Origin of the sequence: Methylicorpusculum sp., assembly GCF_030651835.1 — a bacterium.
Classification (GTDB): Bacteria; Pseudomonadota; Gammaproteobacteria; order Methylococcales; family Methylomonadaceae; genus Methylicorpusculum.
The window spans coordinates 15649-42420 of the sequence record NZ_JAUSBX010000031.1; the positions used below are offsets into that span (position 1 = coordinate 15649).

Consider the following 26772-nt stretch of genomic DNA (forward strand, 5'->3'; position numbering starts at 1 on the left):
CATTTTTCCTGAGTCAAATCCTAAAAACCAAAAACTTAAAAGAAACCAGCTAACAAGAGTTCAGTTTTAAGCTGAAGAGGATAAAGCTGGTCAAAAAACCTTCATGCAGGAGACTACTACCATGCCTTGGAAAAATGAGAATAAAGAACACCATGATCTGGGTGAAAAACCAAAATCGGATTGGGGCGAGCAGATTGATACCCATTGGAATCAATATTCCGAAAAATTTAATCAGTTCTTTTCCAAAAATACCAAAAAACTGGCCCTGTACGCCGGAGCAGCGTTAGGCGTTAGCTGGCTGGCTAGTGGCATCTATATAGTCGATCAAGGCAGCCGGGGGGTTGTTACCCGTTTTGGTGCTTATGTTTCTACCGCGATGCCGGGTCCTCACTGGCATTTGCCCATGCCGCTGGAAGATGTGCAAGTCGTCAATGTGGAAAACCAACGGTTTATAGAAATTGGCTATAACACCGGCAGCCGTAACAACGGATCAGGCTCTGTTTTACCCGAATCCCTGATGTTGACCAAAGATGAAAACATAGTCAGTGTCAGACTGGCAGTGCAATATCAAATCAAGGATGCCAAAGATTACCTGTTTAATGTAAAGCAGAGTGAAGCGACGCTCAGGCAAGTTACCGAAAGTATCGAGCGAGAAGTGATCGGAAGAAACGATATGAGTTTTATCCTGACTGAAGGACGCAGTCAAATCGTTACCGAGATTAAAGACGAAGTCCAGAAAGCAATGGATGAATATAAAACGGGCCTAAGAGTTGCCAGTGTCAACCTACAGGATGCTCAGCCGCCTGAAGAAGTTCAAAATGCATTTGAAGATGCGATTCGTGCACGTGAAGATAAACAGCGCTTGATCAATGAAGCTGAGGCTTATGCGAACGAGGTCATTCCCAAGGCAAGAGGTGCCGCCGCACGGATGATCCAGGAAGCCGAAGGTTACGAAGCCCAGGTGGTCGCCAGATCCAAAGGTGAGACTGAACGTTTCGATCAACTACTCGTTGAATACGAAAAAGCGCCGAAAATCACCCGTAAACGGATGTACCTTGAGGCTCAGGAAAAACTATACAGCAGCAGCAATAAGGTGATGGTTACGGTAGAAAATGGAAACAACATGTTTTATTTGCCGCTCAACCCGTCCGAATCAAAAAACAATAGCGAATCGACTTCCATGTCTGAAAAGATAAGTCAGGCCGCAAGCCAAGTCGCTCAAGCTGAAAAGCTTAAAAACATCCAAAAACAACTACCGGCAAGTCGAGTTAGCAGGAGCAGATTATGAACCCAGCACAGTTATTAGTTCCACTAAGCTTCAGTGCCTTACTCCTCAGTTATATGACCGTGTTTTATGTTGGGGAAAGCGAAAAAGCAATTAAATTCAGATTAGGTGAAATTGTCGAGTCTGATTACGAGCCCGGTCTGCATTTTAAACTGCCGTTAATCAATAACGTTAGCCACTACGATGCCAGAGTCCTGACGCTGGACGCTAAGTCAGAGCGATTCCTGACGTCTGAAAAGAAGAACGTCATAGTCGATTCATTCGTTAAATGGAAAATATCAGATGTTGGTCTTTTCTATACCACCATGGGCGGTGACGAATACCAGGCAAATCTGCGGCTGGATCAAGTGATGAAAGACGCTATGCGGGGCGAATTCGGCAGGCGGACGATCAAAGAACTTGTTTCAGAAGACAGGGGCGATATGCGGCGCATGTTGATTTCACGGCTGGCACCCGTGGCCAAGGAGTATGGGATTGAACTTTTGGATATTCGGATCAAACGCATAGATTTGCCGGAAGAAGTCAGCAGTTCCGTCTACAGGCGGATGGAGGCCGAGCGGGAAAGAGTGGCAAGGGAATTTCGCTCTCAAGGTTCAGAACAAGCCGAAGAAATCAGCGCACAAGCTGACAAAGAACGGGAAATCATATTAGCCAATGCGTATAGAGAGTCCGAGCAGATCCGTGGTCGCGGTGACGCGAAGTCTTCAGAAATTTACGCGGCAAGTTACGGTAAAAATCAGGAATTTTACGCCTTCTATAGAAGTCTCAATGCTTATGCGGCTTCCTTCGAAAAAACCCAGGATACGCTGGTTTTGGAGCCTAAATCTGATTTCTTCAAATATTTTTCGAAAGAAGAATGATATCCTCATACTTCCATAGAGGAGAAAAAGTATGAAAACAAATGCAATTAAATTTTTAATCTGGATTGCTGTAGGCGTTACGCTCTTTTCAGCATTCAGCCGGATGAATCCGTCGGGTGACAGTAACTATGCCTTGTCTTACTCTGATTTCATACAAGATGTAAGAGGAGGTGCTATCTCTGAAGTCATTATTAATGGCGATGAGATAGACGGGCGCAGAAGAAATGGCGAACGATTTATTACTTACAACCCCAATGATGCTCGTTTAATCGACGAATTGTTGGAGTACGGTGTCAAAATCAAAGTTGCCAGTCCGCCAAGACAGTCAATGTTGATGCAGATCTTCATTTCCTGGGCGCCTATGCTGCTTCTGATTGCTGTCTGGGTTTACTTCTTCCGCAAGCAACAAGGCGGTGGCGGAGTAGGTGGTCAGATGAATTTCGGCAAAAGCAAAGCTAAATTGCTGGAAGAAAATCAGATCAAGGTCAAATTTGATGATGTCGCCGGAGTTGAAGAAGCAAAGGAAGATGTTGTTGAAGTGGTTGACTTCCTGAAAGATCCATCCAAGTACGAATATCTGGGCGGTAAAATTCCCAGAGGCTTGTTGATGGTAGGACCTCCAGGTACAGGTAAAACCTTGCTGGCTAGAGCCATTGCAGGGGAAGCCGGCGTGCCTTTCTTCTCGATATCAGGTTCTGATTTCGTTGAAATGTTTGTCGGTGTCGGTGCCTCCAGGGTACGAGATATGTTTGAACAAGCCAAAAAGCGTGCACCTTGCATCATCTTCATCGATGAAATCGATGCGGTGGGAAGACATCGCGGTAACGGCATGAATGGCGGTAACGATGAGCGCGAACAAACCTTAAACCAATTGCTGGTTGAAATGGATGGTTTCGCGGGCAACGAAGGCATCATCGTAATTGCAGCCACCAACCGTGCCGATGTACTGGATAAAGCGTTATTAAGACCCGGTCGTTTTGACAGACAAGTCACCGTTGGCTTGCCTGATATCAGAGGCCGTGAACAAATCTTGAGAGTTCATTTAAAGAAAGTTCCGTTGGCTGACGATGTCAACATCATGGATTTGGCAAGAGGCACTCCTGGTTTCTCAGGTGCCGAACTCGCTAATCTGGTCAATGAAGGCGCATTGTTTGCTGCAAGGACGAACAAGCGCGTAGTTGACATGAACCATCTCGATAAAGCGCGCGACAAGATGATCATGGGGGCTGAAAAGCGCAGCATGATGATGAGAGAAGAAGACAAGCTGATGACGGCTTATCATGAAGCAGGCCACGCAATTGTCGGCCGTTCCGTACCTGAACATGATCCTGTCTACAAAGTCAGCATCATGCCGCGTGGCGGAGCTCTGGGTATTACCATGTTCCTGCCGGAGCGAGATACCTACAGTGCCAGCCGTGACAAGCTTGAAAGTCAGATTGCCAGTTTGTACGGCGGACGTGTAGCCGAAGAAATCATCTACGGCAAAAACAAAGTCACTACCGGCGCCTCAAACGATATTGAAAGAGCTACCCAGTTAGCCAGAAATATGGTAACTAAATGGGGTCTTTCAGATCGGTTGGGTGCTATGGATTACGGCGAAGATCAAGGTCGTGGATACATGGGACCGCAGGCAAAAGCCATGTCCGAAAAAATGGCCGAAATGATCGATGAAGAAATACGTAATCTGCTTGACTTGAACTACGAAAGGGCACGCACCATTCTGAATGACAATATGGACATTCTTCACAACATGGCTGATGCGTTGATGCAATGGGAAACCATTGATAAGTTCCAGATTGATGATTTGATGAATGGCAAGAAATTGGCGCCACCTGTCATTGAAGAGTCAAAGCCTGATGAGCCGCCAACAGCGGAAACCGGTTCAGGAACGACTCCAACTGTAGGCCAAGGCGGATTGGCAACCTAGTAATAAAAACGATCAAAGTCGCTTGTTGACAGTCAAAAAAGGGACTTCAGCAAGCACTTGGAACCATTGATCAAAGCGTCCATCGGTTGTGGAGATGGGCAAACCAATAAGACGTCCGCATATATGTAGGGACTTATAAACGATTGCCATTGGCAAATTTTCTGCCAATGGCTGACAAAATCGATTGTTTTTTGATATTGATTTTGGCAGTGCTTTTGCACTGTGGGAAGAGTTCTTCCCTGTGTAATGTCCTCCTCTATAAGTCCTCCCCACGCATTACTATGGGGAGGATTCTTTTTTTCGCGAGGTTCTCATGAATGCTTTAGCAACAAAAAGTTTAAATAGTGTCAAGTACGGTTTGGAAGCTAACTACTATGTTTCGCTGTTAGTCACAGTCGTGACCGCAGTCATGTCTGTAACAGGGAAAGACAGCTTTTTCACGATGGGCGATGATCTTTACGGGCCACTGGGCAATAATCTTAAAATAATGCTGATTTATCTGGCTTTGGCTCAATTGGTAGTATTTATATACTGTCTGAGGAAGCAAAATTATCGGGAATTGACAATCATGGGATTGTTCATTATTTTGTTGATCGGTGGCGTTGAGTTTTACGGCGCCATCAACGATGTACCGATAGACGAAAAATATAATCCATTTTTTCTGTATACCGGCCTATCACATATTTTTTACGGTATATTGTCGTTCTTGCCTGACAAAAACGATCAAATGGACGCACCAAATATAAATTAAATCCAGGTTAAAAGGATGGTTGATTGATTTGTCAGTTTGTTATTCGCTATGAACATTGGCAAATCAATAGCCTTCTCGATCTAATCCACTTTTTTATCATCAATTTGGGAATTGTTGATAACGGGATCTCTCATTCACTATGTTTGTGGTCTAAGTGATTTTCGTGGATCAAACGATTTTACCAAGTTAAAAATAAAACGTATTTCCGGAAGTTATATTAAAAAGCCCTCCGTTTCATATCTTCAGATCATAAAATGCCATACCAACCAGGGAGGCAAGCAATCATGAAAGTACTTCTCACCGGTGGCACCGGTTTTATCGGTAAAGCCCTCATTCAATCATTGCTTCAAAGCGAACATCAAATTACTGTGCTGAGCCGAAATCCGCAACAGGTTGCAGAACTTTGCGGAAAAAACGTGGCAGCATTGGGGCGATTGGATGAATTAACGGCCGAAGATCATTTTGATGCGGTGATCAACCTGGCCGGTGCGCCGATTTTTGACCGGCGTTGGACTGACGCACGCAAACAACTGATATGGGACAGCCGCGTCAAATTGACCGAGCAACTCATTGAAGCGATCAATAAAATGAAGGTTAAGCCGCAAATTCTGATCAGCGGTTCGGCCATAGGCTATTACGGTAATCAGGGCGATACAGAATTGACCGAACAGTCGTCCTACCGGGATGATTTTTCGCATCGCTTATGCGAGGCTTGGGAAACAGAAGCAAAAAAAGCAGAAGCTTTAGGTGTCCGTGTCTGCATTATCCGGACCGGGCTGGTTGTCGCTCCCGGCGGCGGAATTGTTGGCCGGATGCTGCTTCCGTTCAAACTGGGCCTGGGAGGCCGTATTGGTGATGGAAAACAATGGATGTCGTGGATACACCGGGATGACTGGATAAACATTGCATTGGCGATGATTGACAATCAAAGCATGCAGGGTGTCTATAACGCGACAGCACCGGCGCCCAGAACTAACGCCGAATTTACCCGCGTATTGGCCGCTTGTTTAAAAAGACCGGCCTTAATCCCGGTACCTGCCTTTTTGCTTAATTTATTGCTGGGTGAAATGGCCGAATTGGTCTTAGGTAGCCAGCGAGTCCTTCCAAAACGACTACTGGATCAAGCGTTTCAATTTAAATACACAGAACTTGATGACGCCTTATTGGATGCCGTTAAGTGAAAGCCATCCAATGATTAAATAAGCAGTATTGCAGGAGCGGGCCATGCCCGCGATGAGAATAAATAGGCAAGAACTGTTAGTTCAAAGTGGCATATTTGCCGGGCTCACTGTACATTAGCGTGCTGCAAATAAGACAAAACTAACAACTCACTCATGGCCATCAAAAAATCCGAGCTGTATAGCTCGCTATGGAAAAGCTGCGACGAACTGCGCGGCGGAATGGATGCATCGCAATACAAAGACTATGTACTGGTATTGTTGTTTATCAAATACGTCAGCGATAAATACGCGGGTCTCCCCTATGCTCCGGTCACCATCCCGGAAGGCGCAGGTTTTAAAGACATGGTCGCGCTCAAGGGCAAGCCCGATATCGGCGATCAGATCAATAAAAAGATTATCGGGCCGCTGGCCAGCGCCAATAAACTGTCCGATATGCCGGACTTTAACGATGCCGGTAAATTGGGTAGCGGTAAGGAAATGGTGGATAGACTGACCAATCTCATTGCCATTTTTGAGCACAAAGCATTGGATTTCTCCAAGAATCTGGCCGGAGGCGATGATATTCTCGGCGATGCTTACGAATTTTTGATGCGCCATTTTGCGGTGGATAGCGGCAAAAGCAAAGGCCAGTTTTACACCCCTTCCGAGGTCAGTCTTATTATGGCCAGGATCATCGGTATTCGAGAGGCAAAAACCAGTAGCAATACCACTGCTTACGACCCAACCTGCGGATCGGGTTCTTTGATACTGAAAGTCGGCGATGAAGCGCCTACCGAAATTACGCTTTACGGGCAGGAAAAGGACGCGGCAACCAGCGTTCTGGCGCGAATGAACATGATTTTGCACAACAATCCAACCGCTCTGATTGTGCAGGGCAATACCCTGGCTGATCCCAAGTTTAAAGAGGGCGATAGCCTCAAGACCTTTGATTATGTGGTCGCTAATTTTCCATTCAGTGACAAACGCTGGAGCAACGGCGTCGACACCGAAAACGACCCTTACGACCGCTTCAAACATTTTGGCACGCCACCCGACAAGCAGGGTGATTATGCCTACCTATTACATATTGTCCGTTCTTTAAAAAGCACCGGCAAAGGCGCCTGTATCCTACCGCATGGCGTCTTGTTTCGCGGTAATGCCGAGGCCGATATCCGCCGCAATCTGATACGCAAAGGCTATATCAAAGGCATCATCGGCCTGCCGGCCAACTTGTTTTACGGTACCGGCATACCGGCCTGCATCATTCTGATCGACAAAGAAGAGGCCCACACTCGCAGGGGCATTTTCATGCTCGACGCCAGCGCCGGTTATATGAAAGACGGCAACAAAAACCGGCTGCGGGCGATGGACATCCACAAAATCGTCGATGTCTTCAACAAACGCCTGGAAGTACCTAAATATTCGCGCATGGTGGGTTTCGAGGAAATCGAGAAAAACGACTACAACCTCAACTTGCCGCGCTACATCGACAGCCAGGAGCCGGAAGATCTGCAAGACATCGAAGGCCATTTGCGCGGCGGCATTCCGCTGCCTGACATTGAAGCACTGCAACGCTATTGGGTAATTTGCCCTCATCTGAAAGCGGCCTTATTCAAAGACAATCGCCCCGGTTACCTGGATTTGGCGGTCGATAAAGCCGCTATCAAAACCAGCATCTACCAACACTCAGAATTTGCCGCCTTCATCACCGGCATGAACGATCATTTCGACGCTTGGCGACAACGCACTACCGAATCACTAAAGGCCCTGAAAAGCGGCTGCCACCCCAAGCAACTCATCGTTGAGCTGTCCGAAGACTTGCTGAGCCACTACGCCGGTAAAGCCTTGATCGATAAATACGATGTTTATCAGCATCTAATGGATTACTGGGCAGACACCATGCAGGACGATTGCTACCTGATCGCCGCCGATGGCTGGAAGGCCGAGACCTACCGCATCATTGAAACCGACAAAAAAGGCAAACAAAGAGACAAAGGCTGGACCTGCGATTTAGTGCCCAAAGCCTTGGTTGTCGGGCGTTACTTTGCCGACGAACAGCAAGCTATAACACAACTGCAAGCCGATCTTGATAGCATTAGCGCACAACTCACTGAACTGGAAGAAGAACACAGCGGCGAAGATGCGGTGTTTTCGGGCTTCGATAAAATCAACAAAGCCGAAGTCAGCAGTCGGTTGAAGGAGATAGGTAATGATGCAAACGCCAAAGATGAAATCGACATATTGAAAAACTGGCTGAAACTGTCAGCCGACGAAGCCGCACTGAAGAAAGCACTCAAAGACGCCGAAGCGGAACTGGATGCTAAAGCCTATGCCCACTACCCTAAACTCAGTGAAGCGGACATCAAAACCCTGGTGGTCGACGATAAATGGTTGGCAAACCTGGACACTGCCATCCACGGTGAAATGGACCGCATCAGCCAGCAATTGACCCAGCGCGTCAAGCAACTGGCCGAACGCTACGAAACCCCGGTGCCGCAAATCAGCCTACGCGTGGACGCATTGCAAGCCAAGGTCAACGGCCACTTGCAAAGAATGGGGTTTGTATGGAGTTAACCCAAAGCACCGATTACCAAATCCTGCTGGAGCGCATCACCGACAGCTACACCCAAGGCCGGGTGCAGGCCATGCAGGCCGTCAATATCAGCCTGCTGGAAACCTACTGGCAAGTGGGTCGGCATATCATCGAGTTTGAGCAAAACGGTAAAATCCGCGCCGAGTATGGCAAAGCCTTGATCGGCAGCTTGGCCACCGATTTAAGCCTGCGCCACGGCAAAGGCTTCAGCCGCAGCAATTTGGTCTACATGCGCCTGTTCTATCTGCGTTACCCAATAAGTCAGAAGCCTTCTCACCAATTGAGTTGGTCACACTATGTCGAATTATTGAAGCTCGATGACGAGTTGGAACGTAGTTTCTACGAAAAACAGGCCATCGCCGAACGCTGGTCGGTACCGGAGCTGAAGCGCCAAAAAGCCTCTTCATTGTTTTTACGACTGGCGGCCAGTAAAGATAAAGCCGGGGTATTGCAACTGGCCGCGCAAGGCCAAACGCTGGCCCAGCCTACCGACCTGTTGCGCGAACCTTACATTTTTGAATTTCTCAAAATCCCGGAACCGGCGCAGGTCTCGGAAACCCAACTCGAAACCTTATTGTGCAATCACTTGCAGCAATTCTTACTGGAGCTGGGGAAAGGTTTCACCTTTGTCGGCAGGCAGTATCGCATTACCCTTAACAACATTCATTACAAGGTCGATTTGGTGTTTTATCACCGCATCTTGCGCTGTTTCGTGCTGATCGACCTGAAAATGGGCGATGTGCAGCATCACGATATTGGCCAGATGAACATGTACCTGGGCTATTTTGCCAACGAGGAAAATATCGAAGGCGACAATCCGCCCATCGGCATCATCCTCAGCCGGCATAAAGACGAACTGCTGGTGGAGTATGCCACCTACAACCTGAACAGTCAGTTATTCGTGCAGAAATATCAGCTGTATCTGCCGGATCGGGAAGAGCTAAGACGGGAGCTGGAAGACACCTTGCGCGAGGCGGAACAATGAGTGAGCCGCGAAATAGCAGCAAAAGCGATGCCGCGCCTCCCAACCCAGGGGCGGTGATGGATGTGCAGGAAGCGAATGCGAAATATTTGTTGCCTGCCGAGCAGCAAGTACCGAAGGGATATAAGCAAACTGAGGTGGGGGTGATTCCGGAGGATTGGGAGTTAGCATCCATTGAGGATGTCGCCCAAATCACAACTGGCAGCAAAAATACCCAAGATAAAATCGAGGATGGTGAATATCCGTTTTTCGTGCGTTCTCAGACGGTGGAGCACATCAATAGCTATTCATATGATGGTGAAGCAGTTTTGACAGCTGGTGATGGTGTTGGAACCGGAAAGGTATTTCACTATATAAGGGGTAAATTTGACGCTCATCAACGTGTTTATCGTATTTCTGAATTCAGTAGCCGCCTAAACGGATATTTCTTTTATCTATACTTTAGCAATCATTTTTACAATCGAATCATGCAGATGACAGCTAAATCATCAGTTGACTCTGTAAGGCGAGAGATGATTGCCAAAATGCTTATCCCTTTACCTCCCACTAAAGCCGAACAAGAAGCTATCGCCGAGGCGTTGAGCGATGCGGATGCGCTGATTGAAGCCCTGGAACAACTCGTCGCCAAAAAACGCCAGCTCAAACAAGGCGCCATGCAGGAATTGCTCACCGGCAAACGGCGGTTACCGGGGTTTGAAACCAAGCTCGGTGTAAAAATCACTGAGATTGGAACAATTCCAATCGATTGGGAATATCTTCAAATCGCCGACTTTATAGACCTTCTAACTGGTTTTCCTTTTCCCAGTAGCAAATATTCCATGTCTGGTATTAGGCTCTTAAGAGGTTCAAACGTTAAGCGTGGAATTACGGATTGGTCTGATGACGGAACAGCTTATTGGCCCTCAGCAACTTCGGAGTTAAAGAAGTATTTGTTGAAAAGCGGCGACATAGTAATCGCCATGGATGGTTCCCTTGTTGGACGCAGTTTCGCTATGTTGTCAGATTGTGATCTGCCGGCTTTATTACTACAAAGAGTAGCCAGAATTCGACCAGCTGTTATAGATCAGAAATACCTGAAAGAGTGGATATGCAGTCCTAGATTCACTGACCATTGTGACGCTGTAAAAACAGTTACCGCAATTCCCCACATAAGCCCTGCTGATATTCGTTCATTTCAAATTACTATTCCGCCAACCAAAGCTGAACAAATCGCCATCGCCCAAATCCTCACCGACATGGACGCTGAAATCACCGTGCTGGACACCAAACTCACCAAAGCCCGCGCAGTCAAACAAGGCATGATGCAGCAATTACTCACCGGCAAAATCAGGCTGGTTGTCAATCCCAAACCGATCATCGACAATTGATATGAAAGAGACGGTCCAATCGAATCCTAACTGGAGATAACCCTTGTCCACTGTCAATCTACCCTTCACGGAAAAAACCCTGTGTTATCTGGAAGAGCACATCCCGGAATTGGCCGATGCCGCCTTCAAGCAGGCATATTGGCAGGCTCTGGCCGCAGGCAGTAGCGTGTTAGAAGTTGAAAACGGCACGATTGTCGAAGTCTTTCCGGACGGTACCCGACAATTCGTCAAGCATATCGATCCGGCAACACCGGTAACGCCAGGGCAAAAGCGGGTTGCCGCGTGAGTGACGTGCCGCGTCTGCGAATGTTTGCCGGGCCGAACGGCTCGGGAAAAAGCACCCTGAAATCGGTGATCAGCCCGGCATTGCTGGGTGTATATATCAATCCCGACGAGATAGAGAAAGACGTTCGAGAACGCGATTATCTTGATCTTAGCGCCTATGCCGTGGAGACAGTGGCTGAAGAAATTCTGGGATTTTTTCGGCAGGCTCCCTTGTTGGCATCGGCGGATTTGCTGGATGAAGCTGCTGAATTGCGTTTTACCGATAATAAGCTCAGTTTTCACTCTGTAATTGTCAATGCGTATTTTGCTTCGGTAGCGGCGGACTTTATTCGGCGCAAATTACTGGAATCGAGAACCTCTTTTACATTTGAAACCGTGATGTCATTTGCCGACAAGGTGGATTTGTTGCGGCAGGCGCAAGCAATGGGGTTTCGAACCTATCTGTACTTTATTGCCACCGAAGATCCAATTATTAATATTTCCCGCGTTCGCCACCGGGTGAAAATGGGCGGGCATCCGGTGCCGGAAGATAAGATTGTGAGCCGCTATCGGCGTTCTCTTGATTTACTGCGCAATGCGGTGCGCTATAGTCATCGAGCCTACATTTTTGATAACTCGGGTAGCGAGCGTGTTTGGTTGGCGGAAGTAACCGATGGCCATATTCTGGAGCTGAAAACCGATTCGATGCCGCATTGGTTCAAAGCGGCCTTGTGGGACGTTTTTTCAGCAGGTTGATCTGGAGCCGATGCGTTTGCCTTGGCCTTGGCCGGTGGTGGTTTGATGTTTTCGACTCACTGGAAGTCAACTAACACGGAAAATTTCGACTTCCATAAACGAGCTTTTCAAGATAATTTTTTTGGTAGACAGCGTCAATTTATTGATATGGCTATGGTTTTTATGTCAAATTAAAGATACATAAACAACATGATTACAGATAATCATCATATTTCCGCCTCTTTACATCAGGTCGATAGCTAATCGACAAGGATTGTTAGATGAGTACAGTCGGCCAAGCCGAAAAGGTTACGCAAAACCGTATCATTACTTTATTTCGGGATAATCTGGATTACCGCTATCTGGGCGATTGGACTGATCGTGTGGGCAACAGCAATATCGAAGAAAGTCTGCTGTCGGCATATCTGACGCGTTGTGGTTATAGCGCTGCGCAAATCAGTGTAGCCATCCACAAACTGCGCAGCGAGGCGGATAACCACAGCCGCACTTTATACGGTAACAATCAGGCGGTTTACAACCTGCTGCGTTATGGCGTGCCGGTCAAGATAGACGCGGACCGGGTGACCGAAACAGTACACCTGATCGATTGGCAGGTGCCGGAAAACAACGATTTTGCGATTGCCGAGGAAGTGACGTTGAAAGGTGCGCTGGAGCGGCGGCCGGATTTGGTGCTGTATGTCAACGGCATTGCGGTTGGCGTGCTGGAGTTGAAAAACAGCCGGGTGAGTATCGGTGATGGCATCCGGCAGAATCTGTCCAATCAACAGCCGGAATTCAACGCCTGGTTTTTCAGTACCGTGCAGTTCATTTTTGCCGGTAACGATTCCGAAGGCCTGCAATACGGCGCGATTGGCACCGAGGAAAAGTATTTCCTGAAATGGAAAGAAAACGAAGAAGACAACAGCGGCTTCAAGCTGGACAAATACCTGGAAAAGCTGTGCAACAAGCAGCGCCTCATCGAATTGATGCATGACTTTGTGTTGTTCGACGGCGGCAAGAAAAAGCTGCCGCGCGTGCATCAGTATTTTGGCATCAAGGCCGCGCAACGCCATGTTCGCGAGCGAAAGGGCGGCATCATCTGGCATACCCAGGGTAGTGGTAAAAGCATCGTGATGGTGTTGCTGGCCAAATGGATTTTGGAAAATCATCCCAATGCCCGCGTGGCCATCGTCACCGACCGCGATGAACTGGATAAACAAATCGAGCGGGTGTTTACCGAGGCGGGTGTGACCATCAAGCGCACCAGTAGTGGCCGCGATTTGATGACGCAACTCGGACAAGCGACGCCGCGGTTGCTGTGTTCGTTGGTGCATAAGTTCGGCAAGAAAGGCGTCGATGATTTCGATCAGTTTGTCAAAGATCTGGAAGCACAGCCCAGTGCGACGGTGGGTGAGCTGTTTGTGTTTGTGGACGAATGTCACCGTACCCAAAGCGGCAAATTGCATCGAGTCATGAAAGCGATGATGCCGAATGCGGTATTCATCGGCTTTACCGGTACGCCGTTATTGAAGAAAGATAAAGCCACCAGCCTGGAAGTGTTCGGCGGCTATATCCATACCTATAAATTCGGCGAGGCGGTCGACGATGGCGTGGTACTGGATTTGTTGTATGAGGCCCGAGATATTGATCAGACTTTGGGTTCGGTAGAAAAAATCGATGCCTGGTTTGAGGCCAAAACCAAGGGCCTGAACGACTGGCAAAAGGACGAGCTGAAAAAACAATGGGGCACCATGCAACATGTGCTCAGCTCCCGCTCCCGAATGGACCGCGTGGTCAGCGACATCATTTTTGATTTTGGGGTTAAGCCACGGTTATCTAATGAACGCGGCAATGCGATTCTCGTGGCGTCCAGCATTTACGAAGCCTGCAAATACTACAGCTTATTCCAGAAAACTCCGTTCAAGGGCCGTTGTGCGGTGGTCACCTCTTATAATCCACTAGCCAAAGACGTCACCCTGGAAGAAACCGGCGCCAATACCGAAACCGATAAGCAGTTCATCTACAACACCTATAACGAATTGCTGAAAGAGGTGGAAGCCAAGCCGAGCAAAACTAAAACCGAAACCTACGAGGATAGTGCGAAAGCCTTGTTTGCCAGGGAACCGGCCAATATGAAGTTGCTGGTAGTGGTCGACAAACTGCTGACCGGCTTCGACGCGCCGCCTTGCACTTATTTGTACATCGACAAATCCATGCAGGATCACAGTTTGTTCCAAGCGATTTGCCGCACCAATCGGCTGGATGGCGACGATAAGGATTTTGGTTACATCGTCGATTACAAAAACCTGTTTGAGAAAGTCGATAGCGCGATTTCTGTCTACACCTCTGAACTGGACCATAGCGACGCTGGCAGTGATCCTGAGGTGATGCTGCAGGATCGATTGCAGAAAGGTAAAGAACGTCTGGATCAGGCGCTGGAAGCCATGGCTTTATTGTGCGAGCCGGTGGAACCGCCGAAAGGCGAGTTGGAGCATATTCATTATTTCTGCGGAAATACTGAAATTGCTAAGGACCTGGACGCACACCAACCGCAGCGGGTGGCATTCTATAAAGCCACGGCAACCCTGGTTCGGTCTTATGCCAATATCGCCGATGAAATGGACACGGCCGGCTACAGTAGAGACGACACCCAGCACATCAAGCAACGCATCGATCATTATCTGGCCATTCGCGAGATTATCCGTAAGGCCAGCGGCGAAACGCTGGACCTGAAAGCCTATGAAGCGGACATGCGGCATTTGATCGACACCTATATTCAGGCCGACGAGCCACGCAAGATTTCGCCGTTTGATGATATTCCGTTATTGGAGTTGATCGTCAAAACCGGCATTGCCGAGGCCATCAATCAGCAGTTGGGCGGCTTGAAGGGTAATAAAGACGGCATCGCCGAAACCATCGAAAACAATGTTCGCCGCAAGATTATCAAGGAGCATCTGACCGATCCGGAGTTTTACGAAAAGATGTCCGCGCTGCTGGATGAAATCATCGCGACGCGTAAAGCCAAGGCCATCGAATACGAAGATTTTTTGAAGCGGATTGCCGAATTGGCAAAGCAGGTGCAAGCCGGTAAAGGCGACGATACCCCGGAACGGCTGGATACGCCAGGTAAACGTGCCCTGTATAACAGTCTGAAAGGCGTGAAACCCGATTGTACTGCAGAGCAAGCGGGAGAATACGCCGTATCCGGCGATCCGCTACTGGACTTGGCGCTGACAATCGATACCACGGTCAAGCAAGTCAGACCGGATGGCTGGCGAGGTGTGCTGGCCCGGGAGCAAGTCATTAAGGCCGCGCTGTATGGCGTACTACAGAATGGCGACGCGGTGGAGCGCATCTTTAAGATCATCTTCGAGCATAAAGGCGAGTATTGAGGGTGGCCGAAGTACAGCTGGGAGACATTACCGTTGATGTGGTGTTCAAAGACATTAAAAATGTCCACCTGAGTGTCTGCCCGCCGGACGGCAAGGTGAAGATTGCCGCACCGATACGGATGAATCTCGACACCATCCGGGTGTATGCCATTTCAAAACTAGCTTGGATCAAGCAGCAGCAAAGAAAGCTAAGGGAGCAAGCACGCGAAACACCCCGCGAATATTTGAACCTGGAAAGCCATTATGTCTGGGGACAGCGCTATTTGCTGAGCATCGCTTATAGCGAAAATGCAGTTGGGGTATTTCTAAAACACCGCAAAATCGTACTCAGATTACCACCGGACAGTGACCAAGAGAAAAAGCAGATTATGCTTGAAGCGTGGTATCGAGAGATTCTGAAACAGGCGGCCCAACCCTTGATCGCCAAATGGGCGTCGGTTCTCGGTGTAACGGTCAGTAAGGTATTTGTACAGCGGATGAAAACCAAGTGGGGCAGTTGCAATCCCAAGGCTCAAAGCATCCGGCTCAATAGCGAACTGGCCAAAAAGGCTCCTGCCTGCCTTGAATACATCGTGCTACATGAAATGATGCACCTGTTGGAACGCCATCACAATGATCGGTTTATGGCGCTTATGGATAGTCATATGCCGAATTGGCGCTCTCAACGAGATGAGTTGAATCGGGCGCCTTTGGGCTATGAGAACTGGGGTGCTTTATAACATTTCACTTATCTGAGCAAAAGCAAAGGTTTACGGGTGCTCAACAACATTTTGGCGGTGAAGCTGCCCAGTACCATATCGTGCAGGCGGGTATGGCTATAAGCGCCCATAACGGTCATGTCAATGGCTTGTCCGGCTTGATAATCAGATAATGCTTGATCGATTTTGCCGGTGAGCTTTTGTGTAATCAAGTCAATGCCTCCTGCTTGCGTGATTTTATCGGACGCCGCTTCAAGCAGCTTTTGTGAAGTGGTTTCGTCTTTGCTGACACAGACCAGATGACAGATCAGACCTTTATATAAGGGGCTGGATGCCACCATGTCGACTGCTTTTTCGGCTGCGTTGCTGCCATCGTAGGCCAGCATGATGCGCTGAGGTGACTTAAACGCTTCGTTGACGACTAATATCGGTTTATGCAGGGAGCGGATAATGGACTCCAGTTTTGTTCCGATTTGGCCCGGTTGATTATCATGCACTTTGCCTCTCAAGCCGATGACCAGCACCCGAATGCTGTCTTCCACTTCTATCAAGGATTCAACCAGATTGCCGTGCCGCTGACTAATAATCGGATCGGTTATGCCGTTTTGCATGGCTCTTTCTTTGGCCGCTTGAAGCAGCACCTTGCCTTGTTGCAAACGTAATTTACTGTGTTGCTGCTCTATGCGAATAATATCTTCCAGCAGGTAATCGCGGCTATCCTCGCCGATATTGCCGGATAGATCGGTAATCGCTGCGGTCTCGGGGTGGTGATCAATCGTATGCAGAAGTTTGAGTGGGGCATTGACTCGCTGCGAAATCCAGGCCGCATAATCGCAGACGGCTTCACTCAGTCCTGAACCGTCAATACAAGCAATCACAGTGTTGGTTTTGATGTTCATTAATGACCTCCCCTGATTTTTTGGATCTCTTCCGGCTTATACACGGCAATTGACGGTAATACAATGATGCAGACCAATGGCGAGAGGCCGGTTTAGATAACAGTCAGAAAAATAAACAAGTAGCTATTGATCAGCCAGTCCTGTTTTGTTGATAAAAAAGCATTTTTATACGCATCAACAAATTTGGGCGCAGGTAAAGGTGAGAAATTATTTAACTATTCAGGAGCACCAAAACAAAGGTGATTCACTGTAGGTTGCGGTTGGCTATAGTCAATTCAGACCGAGTTTGGTTTGGTTGCCCCGGCATTTTAGGTTCATAGTTGGGTTTAAGCGCTGTTTGTCGTTAAAATGCGGCTAGATTTTTGACCCATCATTTAACCTGGACTCTTTAGGCCTGATTATGAAACCGGACCGCATTACGATCAAAAAACGATATGACCGTTTGGCGCCTTACTTTGACGGCCTGGAGGCCATGATGGAAGGGCTTATGTTTAAAAAATGGCGTAAGCGCTTGTGGGCCAAGGTTGAGGGTGAGCATATTCTGGAAGTCGGTGTAGGAACCGGTAAAAACTTTACGTTTTATCCGCACTCTGCACGGATGACAGCGATCGATTTCAGTGAAAAAATGCTGGCTATCGCTGAACAGAAAAAAGCTCGTAAATTCATCGATGTCGATTTACAGGTGATGGATGTCGAAGGCTTGTGGTTTGCCGATAACAGTTTCGATACCGTGGTGGCGTCTTTCGTGTTTTGCTCGGTACCCTCGCCCAGAAAGGGCTTGCGTGAACTTTACCGGGTCTGTAAGCCCGGGGGGCAAATTCTGTTGCTTGAACATGTCATCAGTTCAAAGCCCTGGCTGGCGCGCCTGATGAAGTTGCTGAATCCTGTTGTTCTCCGCTTGTTTGGTGCCAATATCAATCGCGATACAGTCAAGAGTGTGCAGGCTTGCGGTTTTAATTCAGTGTTTGTAGATCCACGCAGCAGCGACGTTATCAAGCTGATTCAGGCTCGCAAATGATGTTTTTTAAGCTGTTCGCGGTACCGTGAAAGTCTGGGTGGCAGATGGGTAGGTTGGATAAGCGAAAGCGAATCCACTTTTAAAAGCTTTGGTGGATGCGGCTATCGCCTTATCCATCCTAAAACGGCCTTTGATTTGCCGGAACGCTGGCAACTATTAATACAAACAAAACCTTTTTTAAACTTCAGCCATCATGACTATTAGAGACTTAATTTTTCGGGAGATTAAGTTGGTAGACTCCGTTTTTGAGTCCGGAAAAATAGTTTTCCAGAAAGGGATTGTTAATCGGATTGCTATTGTCGCTGACGCTCAGGTTGCTCTCTGCCACATAAGTCTGATGCTTGGCGTTATCAACCAGGACGTGATACCAGGGCTGGTACTTGGATGGCCGGCTTTTAGCCACTTTGTCATACCATTCTTCTCCGCCTAAAAATTCAAAATCAACATCAAAAATCACGCCACGGTAATTAAACAGTTTGTGATGAACAATTTGGCCGATAAAAAATTTGGCTTGTTTCATTAGTAAGTTCCCTGCCAGATGGCGTCGATATCCTTGTCATTGTCAATTCCACAAAAACCGGTTGATGCTTTGAATGCGTTAACAAAGGATTCTCCGAATTCACTGCAGCCTTGCAGGCAAATAGCCAGATAATGTGTTTGTTCTTTTGATGCAGTCAGGTAGCGGTAAGGGGGGTAGTTTTTGGCATTGAAATAATAGGCGTTGATGAGTTGGGATTCATCGAAAAAATGCCGGGCGTTCACCGGGCAAAAATCATAACCTTTCTCCCGCTCCAGCAGGGCGTCTAATTCGCTTTCATCCAAATCAAAACAAATGCCGTTTAAAACCGCATCGGGCTCCGAAGCCTCGGCATTTAACACGCACACCGGCGATTGTTGAAGGGGATCATAGCGGTAAGTGGATGCCAGATTGAATTGGCGTTTCAATCCTTTGACGTTGACAGGGACTCTGTTGCGCGCAGTTGGAACTGTCCTCGCTAAAGAGCCTTGATGAATTAAACTGCCGTAAGCAAAAACTGTGTAAATACCGGTCATAATGAAGGTGATAATCATGTCGGCTTAAGGGCATTAAAGGATACCATAAACAGGATTGATCTTATCCAGGGCTCAGCAGAAAAGTAAGGTTTTAAAAAGTTTCAGGCCATCAGGCATCCACTCACAGCTAATCCGGCCTCGATTGTACAGCGCCGAGTTGGGAAAATCGTTTAAGTTCTGCTACCTTTTTAGTCTGGATAATCTAAAAGGGTAAAACAATGTCACAATCAACTTGTTTAATAGTGGATGACAGCCGGATGTCAAGGTTGATGCTAAAGAAGATTATTAGCGATCTTCATCCTGACTGGCATTTGGTGGAAGCTGAAAATGGACAGGAGGCTATCGATAAGGTGAAAGAACAGGCGTTTGATATTATTTTACTCGATTACAACATGCCGGTAATGGAAGGCGGTCCTGCGGCTGAAGTGATAAGACCTCTGCTGCCTAATGCCAAAATTGCTTTTTTAACGGCGAATGTTCAAGAAGCAATTCAAAAGCTGGCCATAAAGTTGAAGGTTGACTTTATTCCTAAGCCCATTACTGAAACCAAAATAAAAGATTATGTTGGATAACGATGATTATGGTGATGAGTTTTTCAGGGATGCCTTTGCCGAAATACTCAATATTGGTATGGGTTACGCGGCAAGTGCGCTAAGTGAGATGGTGAACGAAGAAGTTCGTTTGTCTGTCCCTGCCGTTGAGTTTGTAAAAAAAGCGGAAGCCTTGCGATTAATTGAATCCAAAAACCGAACCGATGTGAGTGGTGTGCATCAGAAGTTTAACGGCTCTTTTGATGGAGATGTTTTTCTTTTATTTCCTGAAGAAAAAAGTCTGGAGTTAGTCCGTGCTGTATTGCAGCAGGACATCTCGCTTCACGATTTGACCGAAATGGAACAGGAGGCCATGACTGAAATCGGTAATGTCATTCTTAATGGCTGTCTTTGCAGTATGGCGGATATGTTCCAAAAAGAAATGCAAGGCAGTATTCCGGAGTTTGTTAAGGGTGCTTTTGCCAATATTTTGAACAAGGCGGGCGATAAGACGGATGCTTGTGTCTTGATGTTGAATATGGATTTTGCGATAGATCAAAAAAGCGTCCAGGGTTATGTATCGTTTATGATGGATGTTGAATCGCTGGAGACTTTTAAACAAAACATTGCGGCTTACATGGGATTGTAGAAGCTGACTATGAAAGAAATAAAAGTTCATGTAGGTTATCTTGAAGATGAAAGCTGGATTTTCGAAAGTGTTTTTAATGCATGCGAATTCGGTTTTATCGTTCTGGACCATAACCAGAATATCGTGACATGGAATCCATGGGTATCCAGGCACTGCGGCTTCGTATTGGAATCGGCATTGGCAAAATCCTTTACCGAGGTGTTTCCCGAAATTCTTAACGGCAGTTTGGATCGGGCGATTAGAGTGGCTTTATCCCACGGCATGTCATCCTTTATTTCCAGTAACCTGAATAAAAAACCCTTGCCGTTAAGATCTATTTTTGGATCGGCAATTCAACAGTCGATTAAGGTCAAACCGCTCAAACGAGCTAACGGTAAGACATTTTGTCTCATACAAATTGACGATATCAGCTCGATTGCCAATCGTGACAAACAATTGCTGGAACAAGTGTTTGAAACAAAATGCATATCGCAAAAATTGGCGGAAGAAAAAGAACGGGTTCAAGTCACGCTGGATTCTATTGCCGATGCGGTCATTGTGACCGATGAAAAAGGCATGATTGTTTCTATGAATCCGGTCGCCGAATTACTGACCGGAATTTCTGAGGAAGACGCCATAAACCGGTCATGTCTTGATGTTTTCAAATTGATCGACGAGCGTATTCAAACGCCGGTCAAGTGCCCTGTTTGTGAGTGTCTCAGGCAAAATGCAATCATTACTAATGACAGCGATCATATCCTGCTTAGCGCCGACGGCCAGCGCTATGCAGTCACTGATTCGACAGCGCCTATCCGAAATTCGGACGGGCAATTGTTCGGATCCGTCCTGGTTTTTAGAGACGTTACCGAGTCTAGAGCTTTATCGGCCGAGTTAAATTGGCAAGCACTGCATGATCCTTTGACCGGTTTGGCCAATCGGCGTGAATTTGAAAGCAGATTGGGTCAGTCACTGGAAAAAGCCAGAACGCTCAAGCAGCGGCATTATTTATTTTATATGGATCTGGATCAATTTAAAGTAGTTAATGATACCTGCGGGCATGATGCCGGTGATGAGTTGTTGAAGCATATAGGTGCTATTTTTCAGCAGAAACTCAGAAAAATAGATTTACTGGCACGCCTGGGTGGTGATGAATTTGGCGTGTTATTGGAAGGTTGTGAAAAGCAGGCGGCTTTAAAAATTGCTCATGCCATGCAAAAAGCCATTGAAAATTATCGGTTTATTTGGCATTCGCAGACTTTCAAGATTGGCGTCAGTATCGGTATTACCGAAATTACCGGAAAGGAGGCAAAAGCCTCGGAAATTTTAAGCGCTGCCGATTCAGCCTGTTATGAAGCGAAAGACAGCGGGCGTAATCGGGTGCATTTTCACGAGTCGGATGAAACCGGAGCGTCGGCTCATCAGCAGGAAATGCAATGGATTTCACGAATTCAAAATGCGCTGGATAAAGGTCAATTTGAATTGTATGGCCAATGCATTAAAAGCTTGAAGGCAGTAACGAATATTGCGGGGCATTATGAAGTATTAATTCGGATGCGGGGCAGCAATGGCGAACTAATTCCTCCGGGCGCATTTTTACCTGCGGCTGAACGGTTCCACTTGATGTCCAGTATAGATCGCTGGGTATTTGATAACGTATTCAATCTCATTGAACATAAAACAGCCGAGGAACTCCCGGTTTTTTCGATTAATTTTTCAGGTATGTCCATCTCAAATGATTCCCTGATCGAGCATATTGTTGCGAAATTAGATACATACCCTCATTTGTCCGCTAATTTATGTTTTGAAGTCACAGAAACCGCTGCTATTGCCAATCTGGATAAAGCAACGCGGTTTTTTAATGTGTTGAAAGAGAAAAATTGCAAGATTGCCCTGGATGATTTTGGCAGCGGTTTATCCTCATTTGCTTATCTGAGAAGACTACCGATCGACTATTTAAAAATTGATGGTTATTTTGTAAAAGGCATTGCCGATAATGCTATAGACCGCACTTTTGTAGAAACCATTAACCAGATAGGCCATGCCATGGGCTTAAAAACAATCGCTGAATTTGCCGAAAATGATGCGATCATTCTGATTTTAGAAGAGCTTGGAGTGGATTATGCGCAAGGTTATGGTGTCCACGTTCCATATCCTCTGGATAATATTCTTGGCATTCCTCCTGCCGTTTAACCGGTTCTGATCAAGTCTTGGGAAACTTTTTAACGTTAGCTTGGCCGAATTGGTTAAAATATCAATTGTTTTTGTTATTTATCATCCTGAAGTGAAACCAACCCTAGAAAATTTAGTTCAGACGCGTATTCCTACCCGTTACGGCGACTTTGTTTTACATTACTACAGCAACAGCATCGATAATAAAGAGCATGTCGCTTTTGTTAAAGGGCAGGTGGCCGATCAGTCAGACGTGCTGGTCAGAATGCATTCGGAATGCTTTACCGGAGATGTGTTGGGCTCTCGCCGCTGTGATTGCGGAGAACAACTGGACATGGCACTCAAACTTATCAGCGAAGCCGGCAAAGGTGTATTGATTTATTTGCGGCAGGAAGGCCGCGGTATTGGCCTGCTGAAAAAATTGCAGGCTTATAATCTGCAGGATCAGGGAATGGATACGGTAGACGCCAATATTCATCTGGGACACTTGGCCGATGAACGGGATTATTCAATTGCAGCATTGATTATTCAGGATTTAAAAATTGCATCGATCAAGCTGATTACCAACAACCCCAGGAAAATAAAAGACCTGCAAAAATTGGGTATTCAGGTCGCCGGTCGAATCGCCATCGAGCCGTTGTTTAACCAGGATAATCTGGATTATCTCAAAACCAAGGCGGCAAAAATGGATCATTTGCTGTCACTGCCGGATGATGACAGTGAGCAGTGAACTGCGCTGAGTATTCTTAGTGTTGGCTCTGCCGCGTTTCAGCTATCGGCTTGACTCATTTCTACACATCAAACTAAAACCGTTTCTACCAATTTAACCCAATAAGCCACGCCTACCGGCAACAAGGCATCGTTGAAATCGTAATGCGGATTATGCAGCATACAGCCGTGTGCTGAAGGTCCATTACCAATCCAGATGTAACAGCCCGGACGTTCCTTCAGCATGAATGCAAAATCTTCTGAGCCCATGCTGGGCGTGGGTTCTCTATGTATCTGTGCCGCTTCGACCACCGCTGATGCCGCATTCAGCGCGAATTCGGTAGCATCCGGGGTATTCACCGTTACCGGATATCCTGGATTTTCAGGATTAAAAATAATCTCGCCTTTTATACCCGCGCTTAAACTGATCGAATCAACTAAATGGCGTATTTTTCGGGTGATCAGCTCCTGAGTCTCCTCCTTGAAACAACGGAAAGTACCCCTGAGTATCACTTCTCCTGGTAAGGCATTCCAGGTATTGCCGCCGTGTATTTGGGTGATGCTGACCACTGCCGAATCAGCCGGATCAATGGTTCTGCTCACTATGGTCTGCAGCGCGTTAATCAATTGCGCCGAGGCGACTATCGCATCGGTGCCTGAGTGCGGCAGGGCTGCGTGGGTTGCATGGCCGGTTAGTTTTATTTCAAAACAATCGAACGCCGCCATCAAGGGTCCGGACTTGATCGCGAAGTGGCCTTCGGGGATATCGTGAAAATTGTGCATGCCAAACACATAATCAACCGGAAACAACGTGAACAAGCCATCGTCAATCATTTGTTTGGCTCCGGCTCGCCCTTCTTCTGCAGGCTGAAAGATAAATACCACAGTACCCTTAAAGTCCGGGTGCCGAGTTAGATAGGAAGCGGCCCCAAGCAGCATGCTCGTATGTCCGTCATGACCGCAGGCATGCATTTTTCCGTCATGTTTTGATTTATGGGCAAACGCGTTTTGTTCCTGAATAAACAAGGCGTCCATATCGGCTCGCAATGCGATGGAGCGCCCTCCTTCTCCTGACGTTAAACGTGCGACCACGCCGGTTTGCCCCAGTCCTTCGTGAACTTCCAGGCCGAATGAGCGCAATTTCTCAGCAATAAATGCAGCCGTTTCTTTCTCCTCGTAGGCCGTCTCCGGAAACTGATGAAGATGATGCCGCCAGCGCTTCATTTCCTCATGCATTTCGTTTATGGCGTCGGCGATAGTCATTGTGTTTCTCCAAAAGGCTTGTATTGCCAGGCGAGGGTGATTGATTTACTGGAAGTGTGATGATGTATGAAAAATTAGATCAATAAAAACAATATATTACTTTGCCCTGATAACAAAATAGTAAAAATTTTAAAATAAAAACTTGTTCTCTTTTTGTTCTTTAATTATGATTGATAAAAACCAATAGAGAACAAATGACAATGAATGATTACTCTTTTCTTACCCGTAAACAACAGGACGTGCTCGATTTCTTGCTGGAAAATCAATCGCATTTTGTCCAACCTCCAACGCTGGATGAATTATGCCTTGCCATGGGGCTTAAATCACGCGGTTCGTTACATAAGCATATACAAGGTCTTATTCAGGCAGGACTTGTTGAAGCACCAAACCGCAAACAGCGGGGTGTCCGCCTCACTAAACTGGCTTTAAAAACGCAATCTGCCGCTTTAATTGATGATTTGGGTGTGCCGTTTGTTGGCGCTATAGCCGCCGGGGTTCCGATAGAAGCGGTGGAAAATGTCGAATATATGCAGGTGCCGGCCCAGTTAAAAACAGAAAACCGTTGTTATATCCTGCAAGTCAGGGGGGACTCGATGATCGATGATGGCATATTGGATGGCGACTGGGTGGTCATTGAACAACGCAATCATGCCAATAACGGAGATATTGTAGTTGCCTTGATCGACAAAACGGAAGCGACGCTGAAACATATTCTGCAAACGCCCCGTGAAACTATTTTGATTCCTGCCAATCAAACCCTGCAACCTATGCATTTTCAGCCTCATCAGGTAGAGGTTCAGGGTATTTTGGTGGGTCAGATGCGAAGTTATACAAAAAAGTTGTAATGCTTGAATTCCGAAGTTTTGTTTCTGATAACTTAAGAGGAAATGACAATGATGCCACGTACACATATGCAAGATCAGGTACATGACCGTATTAAAGATATCATGGGTGAGAAACGTCTGACTGTTCAGGAGGTTGCTCAACATTTAACCAACCTGGCGGTTATCGTTGTATTCTTGTTGATAGGTCTGAATTGGTGAATACTGCCTGGACGACCTGCAGGCTAAAAATGCGCTTGCGGGTCGACATATAACGCTGAGTAGTCCTCTCTGGTAATACCGATTAATATCGATATTGTAAGTTTCGGGCCGGACAATTTTTCTTATCGAATAGTTGTGGCCGGTGGCGTCCAGATCCAGTTTTGTCAGATCAATCAGGCGTTCCCTTACCGGTTTTTTATTTTCATTCAATAGCAGGATGATTTTTGGACGGATCTTGGCTTTGGGGTTTACTTCAACGACAATGCCGACTTCTCCTGTATTCATCTCCACAATGCTTCCTGCTGGATAAATTCCGAGACATTCAATAAATTTTATCGTTAACGCGGAATCAAGGTGAGTTCCGCTGACTTTTGTCATCACGCTGATGGTCTCAAGATGCGTCCTGCCGTTTTGATAGACACGATCACTGCTGATGGCATCGTACATATCTACAATCGAAACGATACGGGTGAACGGCGATATCTCATTATCAGTCAATTTCCTAGGATAGCCGTTACCATCCAGGCGTTCATGATGGGAGTATGCAACATCAATAGCGCCGCCGTACATACCGGGAGATGACATGAGCAACTTCCATCCCATCGTCGTATGGCTTTGCATGATGGTCATTTCTTCAGGGGTCAGCTTTCCTGGTTTATTCAGGATATCCAGAGGGACGCGCATCTTGCCCATATCATGCATCATCCCGCAAAACCCCAGGTTATGTAATTCACTGATCGGAAGATGGATATGTCGTCCCAAGGCAATGGCAAAGATGCAGACGTTCATGGAATGTTGAGCCGTGTATTCATCGCGATTTTTTAATTGTGTCATCCAGATCAACGCATCGGGTGAATTGATGACGCTTTCCACGCATTCGGCGACGGCCTGTTTTGCCAGTTCGGTATTGATCGTTCCAACCAGTTGAACCTGCTGCATGAAGCTTTTGATCAGGCTACTGGTTTTACGATGGACATACTCGGCATTCTTGATTTCCTGGGCAAAAGTCGAGTGCTTTTCAGGGGGGGGCAGCTTTTCCAGATAGCCTTTGGAGTAAGCCGTATCTTTGGAATACGCAGGAGGAATTTTTGCCTGTTTGGTGATATCGATGAACACGGAGTCACATTGGCTTTGAACGGCCTCTATGTCATCTTCGTTCTTTAACTCAAAACCCTGAAATACAAAACTGGTTTCAAGCCAGGGTCTGTCAAGCATTGATACATACATGCCGACTTTTAGGTCTTTTACATTAATTTCTATCAAGTCGATGGATGTTGCAAATAAATCAAGGTCTGATTCATTCATAAAGTTGTAATACCTTTGCCGTTGACAGCATTAGAAAAAACTAAATTATAGGCAACTACTCGAAAATTGAATGTTAATGTCCTTAGAATTTTATTGGTGGCATACGGTTGCGAAAATCAGTAGTGCCAACCAGAAAAGTGCC

23 protein-coding genes are annotated in these 26772 nt (G+C 46.8%); 18 read left to right on the forward strand and 5 right to left on the reverse strand.

The window, feature by feature from the left end; genetic code table 11:
• Positions 1 to 121 precede the first annotated feature (121 nt).
• The 12 genes from hflK to Q7V32_RS03800 all read left to right on the forward strand — a co-directional run bounded on the left by hflK (position 122) and on the right by Q7V32_RS03800 (position 16035).
• Positions 122 to 1288, forward strand: coding sequence for an FtsH protease activity modulator HflK (gene hflK / locus Q7V32_RS03745; protein ID WP_304895646.1), 1167 nt, complete (start codon positions 122 to 124; stop codon positions 1286 to 1288).
• A complete protein-coding gene (hflC, locus tag Q7V32_RS03750; protein WP_304895647.1) occupies positions 1285 to 2145 on the forward strand; it encodes a protease modulator HflC in 861 nt (286 codons plus the stop codon). Before hflK ends, hflC begins: the two co-directional genes overlap by 4 nt.
• A gap of 31 nt (positions 2146 to 2176) precedes the next feature.
• Positions 2177 to 4072, forward strand: coding sequence for an ATP-dependent zinc metalloprotease FtsH (gene ftsH, locus Q7V32_RS03755; protein WP_304895648.1), 1896 nt, complete (start codon positions 2177 to 2179; stop codon positions 4070 to 4072).
• Between the two features lie 313 nt (positions 4073 to 4385).
• On the forward strand, positions 4386 to 4823 hold the full coding sequence (locus Q7V32_RS03760; protein WP_304895649.1) for a hypothetical protein: 438 nt from the start codon (positions 4386 to 4388) through the stop codon (positions 4821 to 4823).
• A 284-nt stretch (positions 4824 to 5107) separates the two neighbouring features.
• Positions 5108 to 6004: a TIGR01777 family oxidoreductase gene (locus Q7V32_RS03765; RefSeq protein WP_304895650.1), complete on the forward strand. Its 897-nt coding sequence runs from the start codon at positions 5108 to 5110 to the stop codon at positions 6002 to 6004.
• 153 nt (positions 6005 to 6157) lie between these two features.
• Complete coding sequence (locus Q7V32_RS03770) at positions 6158 to 8557, forward strand: N-6 DNA methylase (protein ID WP_304895651.1); 2400 nt, start codon at positions 6158 to 6160, stop codon at positions 8555 to 8557.
• The gene (locus Q7V32_RS03775) at positions 8548 to 9561 is read left to right on the forward strand and encodes a YhcG family protein (protein WP_304895652.1); all 1014 of its coding nucleotides are present in this window, start codon (positions 8548 to 8550) and stop codon (positions 9559 to 9561) included. Before Q7V32_RS03770 ends, Q7V32_RS03775 begins: the two co-directional genes overlap by 10 nt.
• On the forward strand, positions 9558 to 10925 hold the full coding sequence (locus Q7V32_RS03780; protein WP_304895653.1) for a restriction endonuclease subunit S: 1368 nt from the start codon (positions 9558 to 9560) through the stop codon (positions 10923 to 10925). The genes Q7V32_RS03775 and Q7V32_RS03780 overlap by 4 nt, the downstream gene beginning before the upstream one ends.
• Before the next feature lie 43 nt (positions 10926 to 10968).
• Positions 10969 to 11211, forward strand: coding sequence for a hypothetical protein (locus Q7V32_RS03785; RefSeq protein WP_304895654.1), 243 nt, complete (start codon positions 10969 to 10971; stop codon positions 11209 to 11211).
• The gene (locus Q7V32_RS03790) at positions 11208 to 11945 is read left to right on the forward strand and encodes a zeta toxin family protein (protein WP_304895655.1); all 738 of its coding nucleotides are present in this window, start codon (positions 11208 to 11210) and stop codon (positions 11943 to 11945) included. The genes Q7V32_RS03785 and Q7V32_RS03790 overlap by 4 nt, the downstream gene beginning before the upstream one ends.
• A gap of 260 nt (positions 11946 to 12205) precedes the next feature.
• Complete coding sequence (locus tag Q7V32_RS03795) at positions 12206 to 15316, forward strand: type I restriction endonuclease subunit R (RefSeq protein WP_304895656.1); 3111 nt, start codon at positions 12206 to 12208, stop codon at positions 15314 to 15316.
• A gap of 2 nt (positions 15317 to 15318) precedes the next feature.
• Complete coding sequence (locus tag Q7V32_RS03800) at positions 15319 to 16035, forward strand: M48 family metallopeptidase (RefSeq protein ID WP_304895657.1); 717 nt, start codon at positions 15319 to 15321, stop codon at positions 16033 to 16035.
• A gap of 8 nt (positions 16036 to 16043) precedes the next feature.
• Here Q7V32_RS03800 and Q7V32_RS03805 read toward each other — a convergent pair whose 3' ends face one another.
• Complete coding sequence (locus Q7V32_RS03805; protein WP_304895658.1) at positions 16044 to 16913, reverse strand: universal stress protein; 870 nt, start codon at positions 16911 to 16913, stop codon at positions 16044 to 16046.
• Positions 16914 to 17313: 400 nt separating this feature from the next.
• Between Q7V32_RS03805 and Q7V32_RS03810 the strand changes: the two genes are divergently transcribed.
• On the forward strand, positions 17314 to 17931 hold the full coding sequence (locus Q7V32_RS03810; protein ID WP_304895659.1) for a class I SAM-dependent methyltransferase: 618 nt from the start codon (positions 17314 to 17316) through the stop codon (positions 17929 to 17931).
• 208 nt (positions 17932 to 18139) lie between these two features.
• On the opposite strand, the gene hspQ is transcribed toward Q7V32_RS03810, so the two are convergent.
• A complete protein-coding gene (gene hspQ, locus Q7V32_RS03815) occupies positions 18140 to 18451 on the reverse strand; it encodes a heat shock protein HspQ (protein ID WP_304895660.1) in 312 nt (103 codons plus the stop codon).
• Positions 18451 to 18984 carry a gamma-glutamylcyclotransferase family protein gene (locus Q7V32_RS03820; protein ID WP_304895661.1) on the reverse strand — a complete coding sequence of 178 codons (534 nt, stop codon included), beginning with the start codon at positions 18982 to 18984 and terminating at the stop codon, positions 18451 to 18453. The genes hspQ and Q7V32_RS03820 overlap by 1 nt, the downstream gene beginning before the upstream one ends.
• A gap of 218 nt (positions 18985 to 19202) precedes the next feature.
• Here Q7V32_RS03820 and Q7V32_RS03825 point away from each other — a divergent pair, with 218 nt between their 5' ends.
• From Q7V32_RS03825 to ribA, 4 genes are all read left to right on the forward strand, one after another.
• On the forward strand, positions 19203 to 19556 hold the full coding sequence (locus tag Q7V32_RS03825) for a response regulator transcription factor (RefSeq protein WP_304895662.1): 354 nt from the start codon (positions 19203 to 19205) through the stop codon (positions 19554 to 19556).
• Positions 19546 to 20163 carry a chemotaxis protein CheX gene (locus Q7V32_RS03830; RefSeq protein WP_304895663.1) on the forward strand — a complete coding sequence of 206 codons (618 nt, stop codon included), beginning with the start codon at positions 19546 to 19548 and terminating at the stop codon, positions 20161 to 20163. Before Q7V32_RS03825 ends, Q7V32_RS03830 begins: the two co-directional genes overlap by 11 nt.
• A 9-nt stretch (positions 20164 to 20172) precedes the next feature.
• Positions 20173 to 22332 (forward strand): EAL domain-containing protein, encoded by a 2160-nt coding sequence (locus Q7V32_RS03835; RefSeq protein ID WP_304895664.1) that lies wholly within the window; start codon positions 20173 to 20175, stop codon positions 22330 to 22332.
• Between the two features lie 91 nt (positions 22333 to 22423).
• Positions 22424 to 23041, forward strand: a complete 618-nt coding sequence (gene ribA, locus Q7V32_RS03840) for a GTP cyclohydrolase II (RefSeq protein WP_304895665.1) — start codon at positions 22424 to 22426, stop codon at positions 23039 to 23041.
• A gap of 68 nt (positions 23042 to 23109) precedes the next feature.
• Here the strand turns inward: ribA and Q7V32_RS03845 are convergent, their stop codons facing one another.
• Positions 23110 to 24282 (reverse strand): M20 aminoacylase family protein, encoded by a 1173-nt coding sequence (locus Q7V32_RS03845; RefSeq protein WP_304895666.1) that lies wholly within the window; start codon positions 24280 to 24282, stop codon positions 23110 to 23112.
• A 200-nt stretch (positions 24283 to 24482) separates the two neighbouring features.
• On the opposite strand from Q7V32_RS03845, the gene lexA reads away from it, so the two are divergent.
• Entirely contained in the window at positions 24483 to 25127 is a 645-nt protein-coding gene (gene lexA / locus Q7V32_RS03850; protein ID WP_304895667.1) for a transcriptional repressor LexA, read from the forward strand.
• 144 nt (positions 25128 to 25271) lie between these two features.
• Here the strand turns inward: lexA and Q7V32_RS03855 are convergent, their stop codons facing one another.
• A complete protein-coding gene (locus tag Q7V32_RS03855; RefSeq protein WP_304895668.1) occupies positions 25272 to 26630 on the reverse strand; it encodes an HD-GYP domain-containing protein in 1359 nt (452 codons plus the stop codon).
• Between the last annotated feature and the right edge of the window lie 142 nt (positions 26631 to 26772).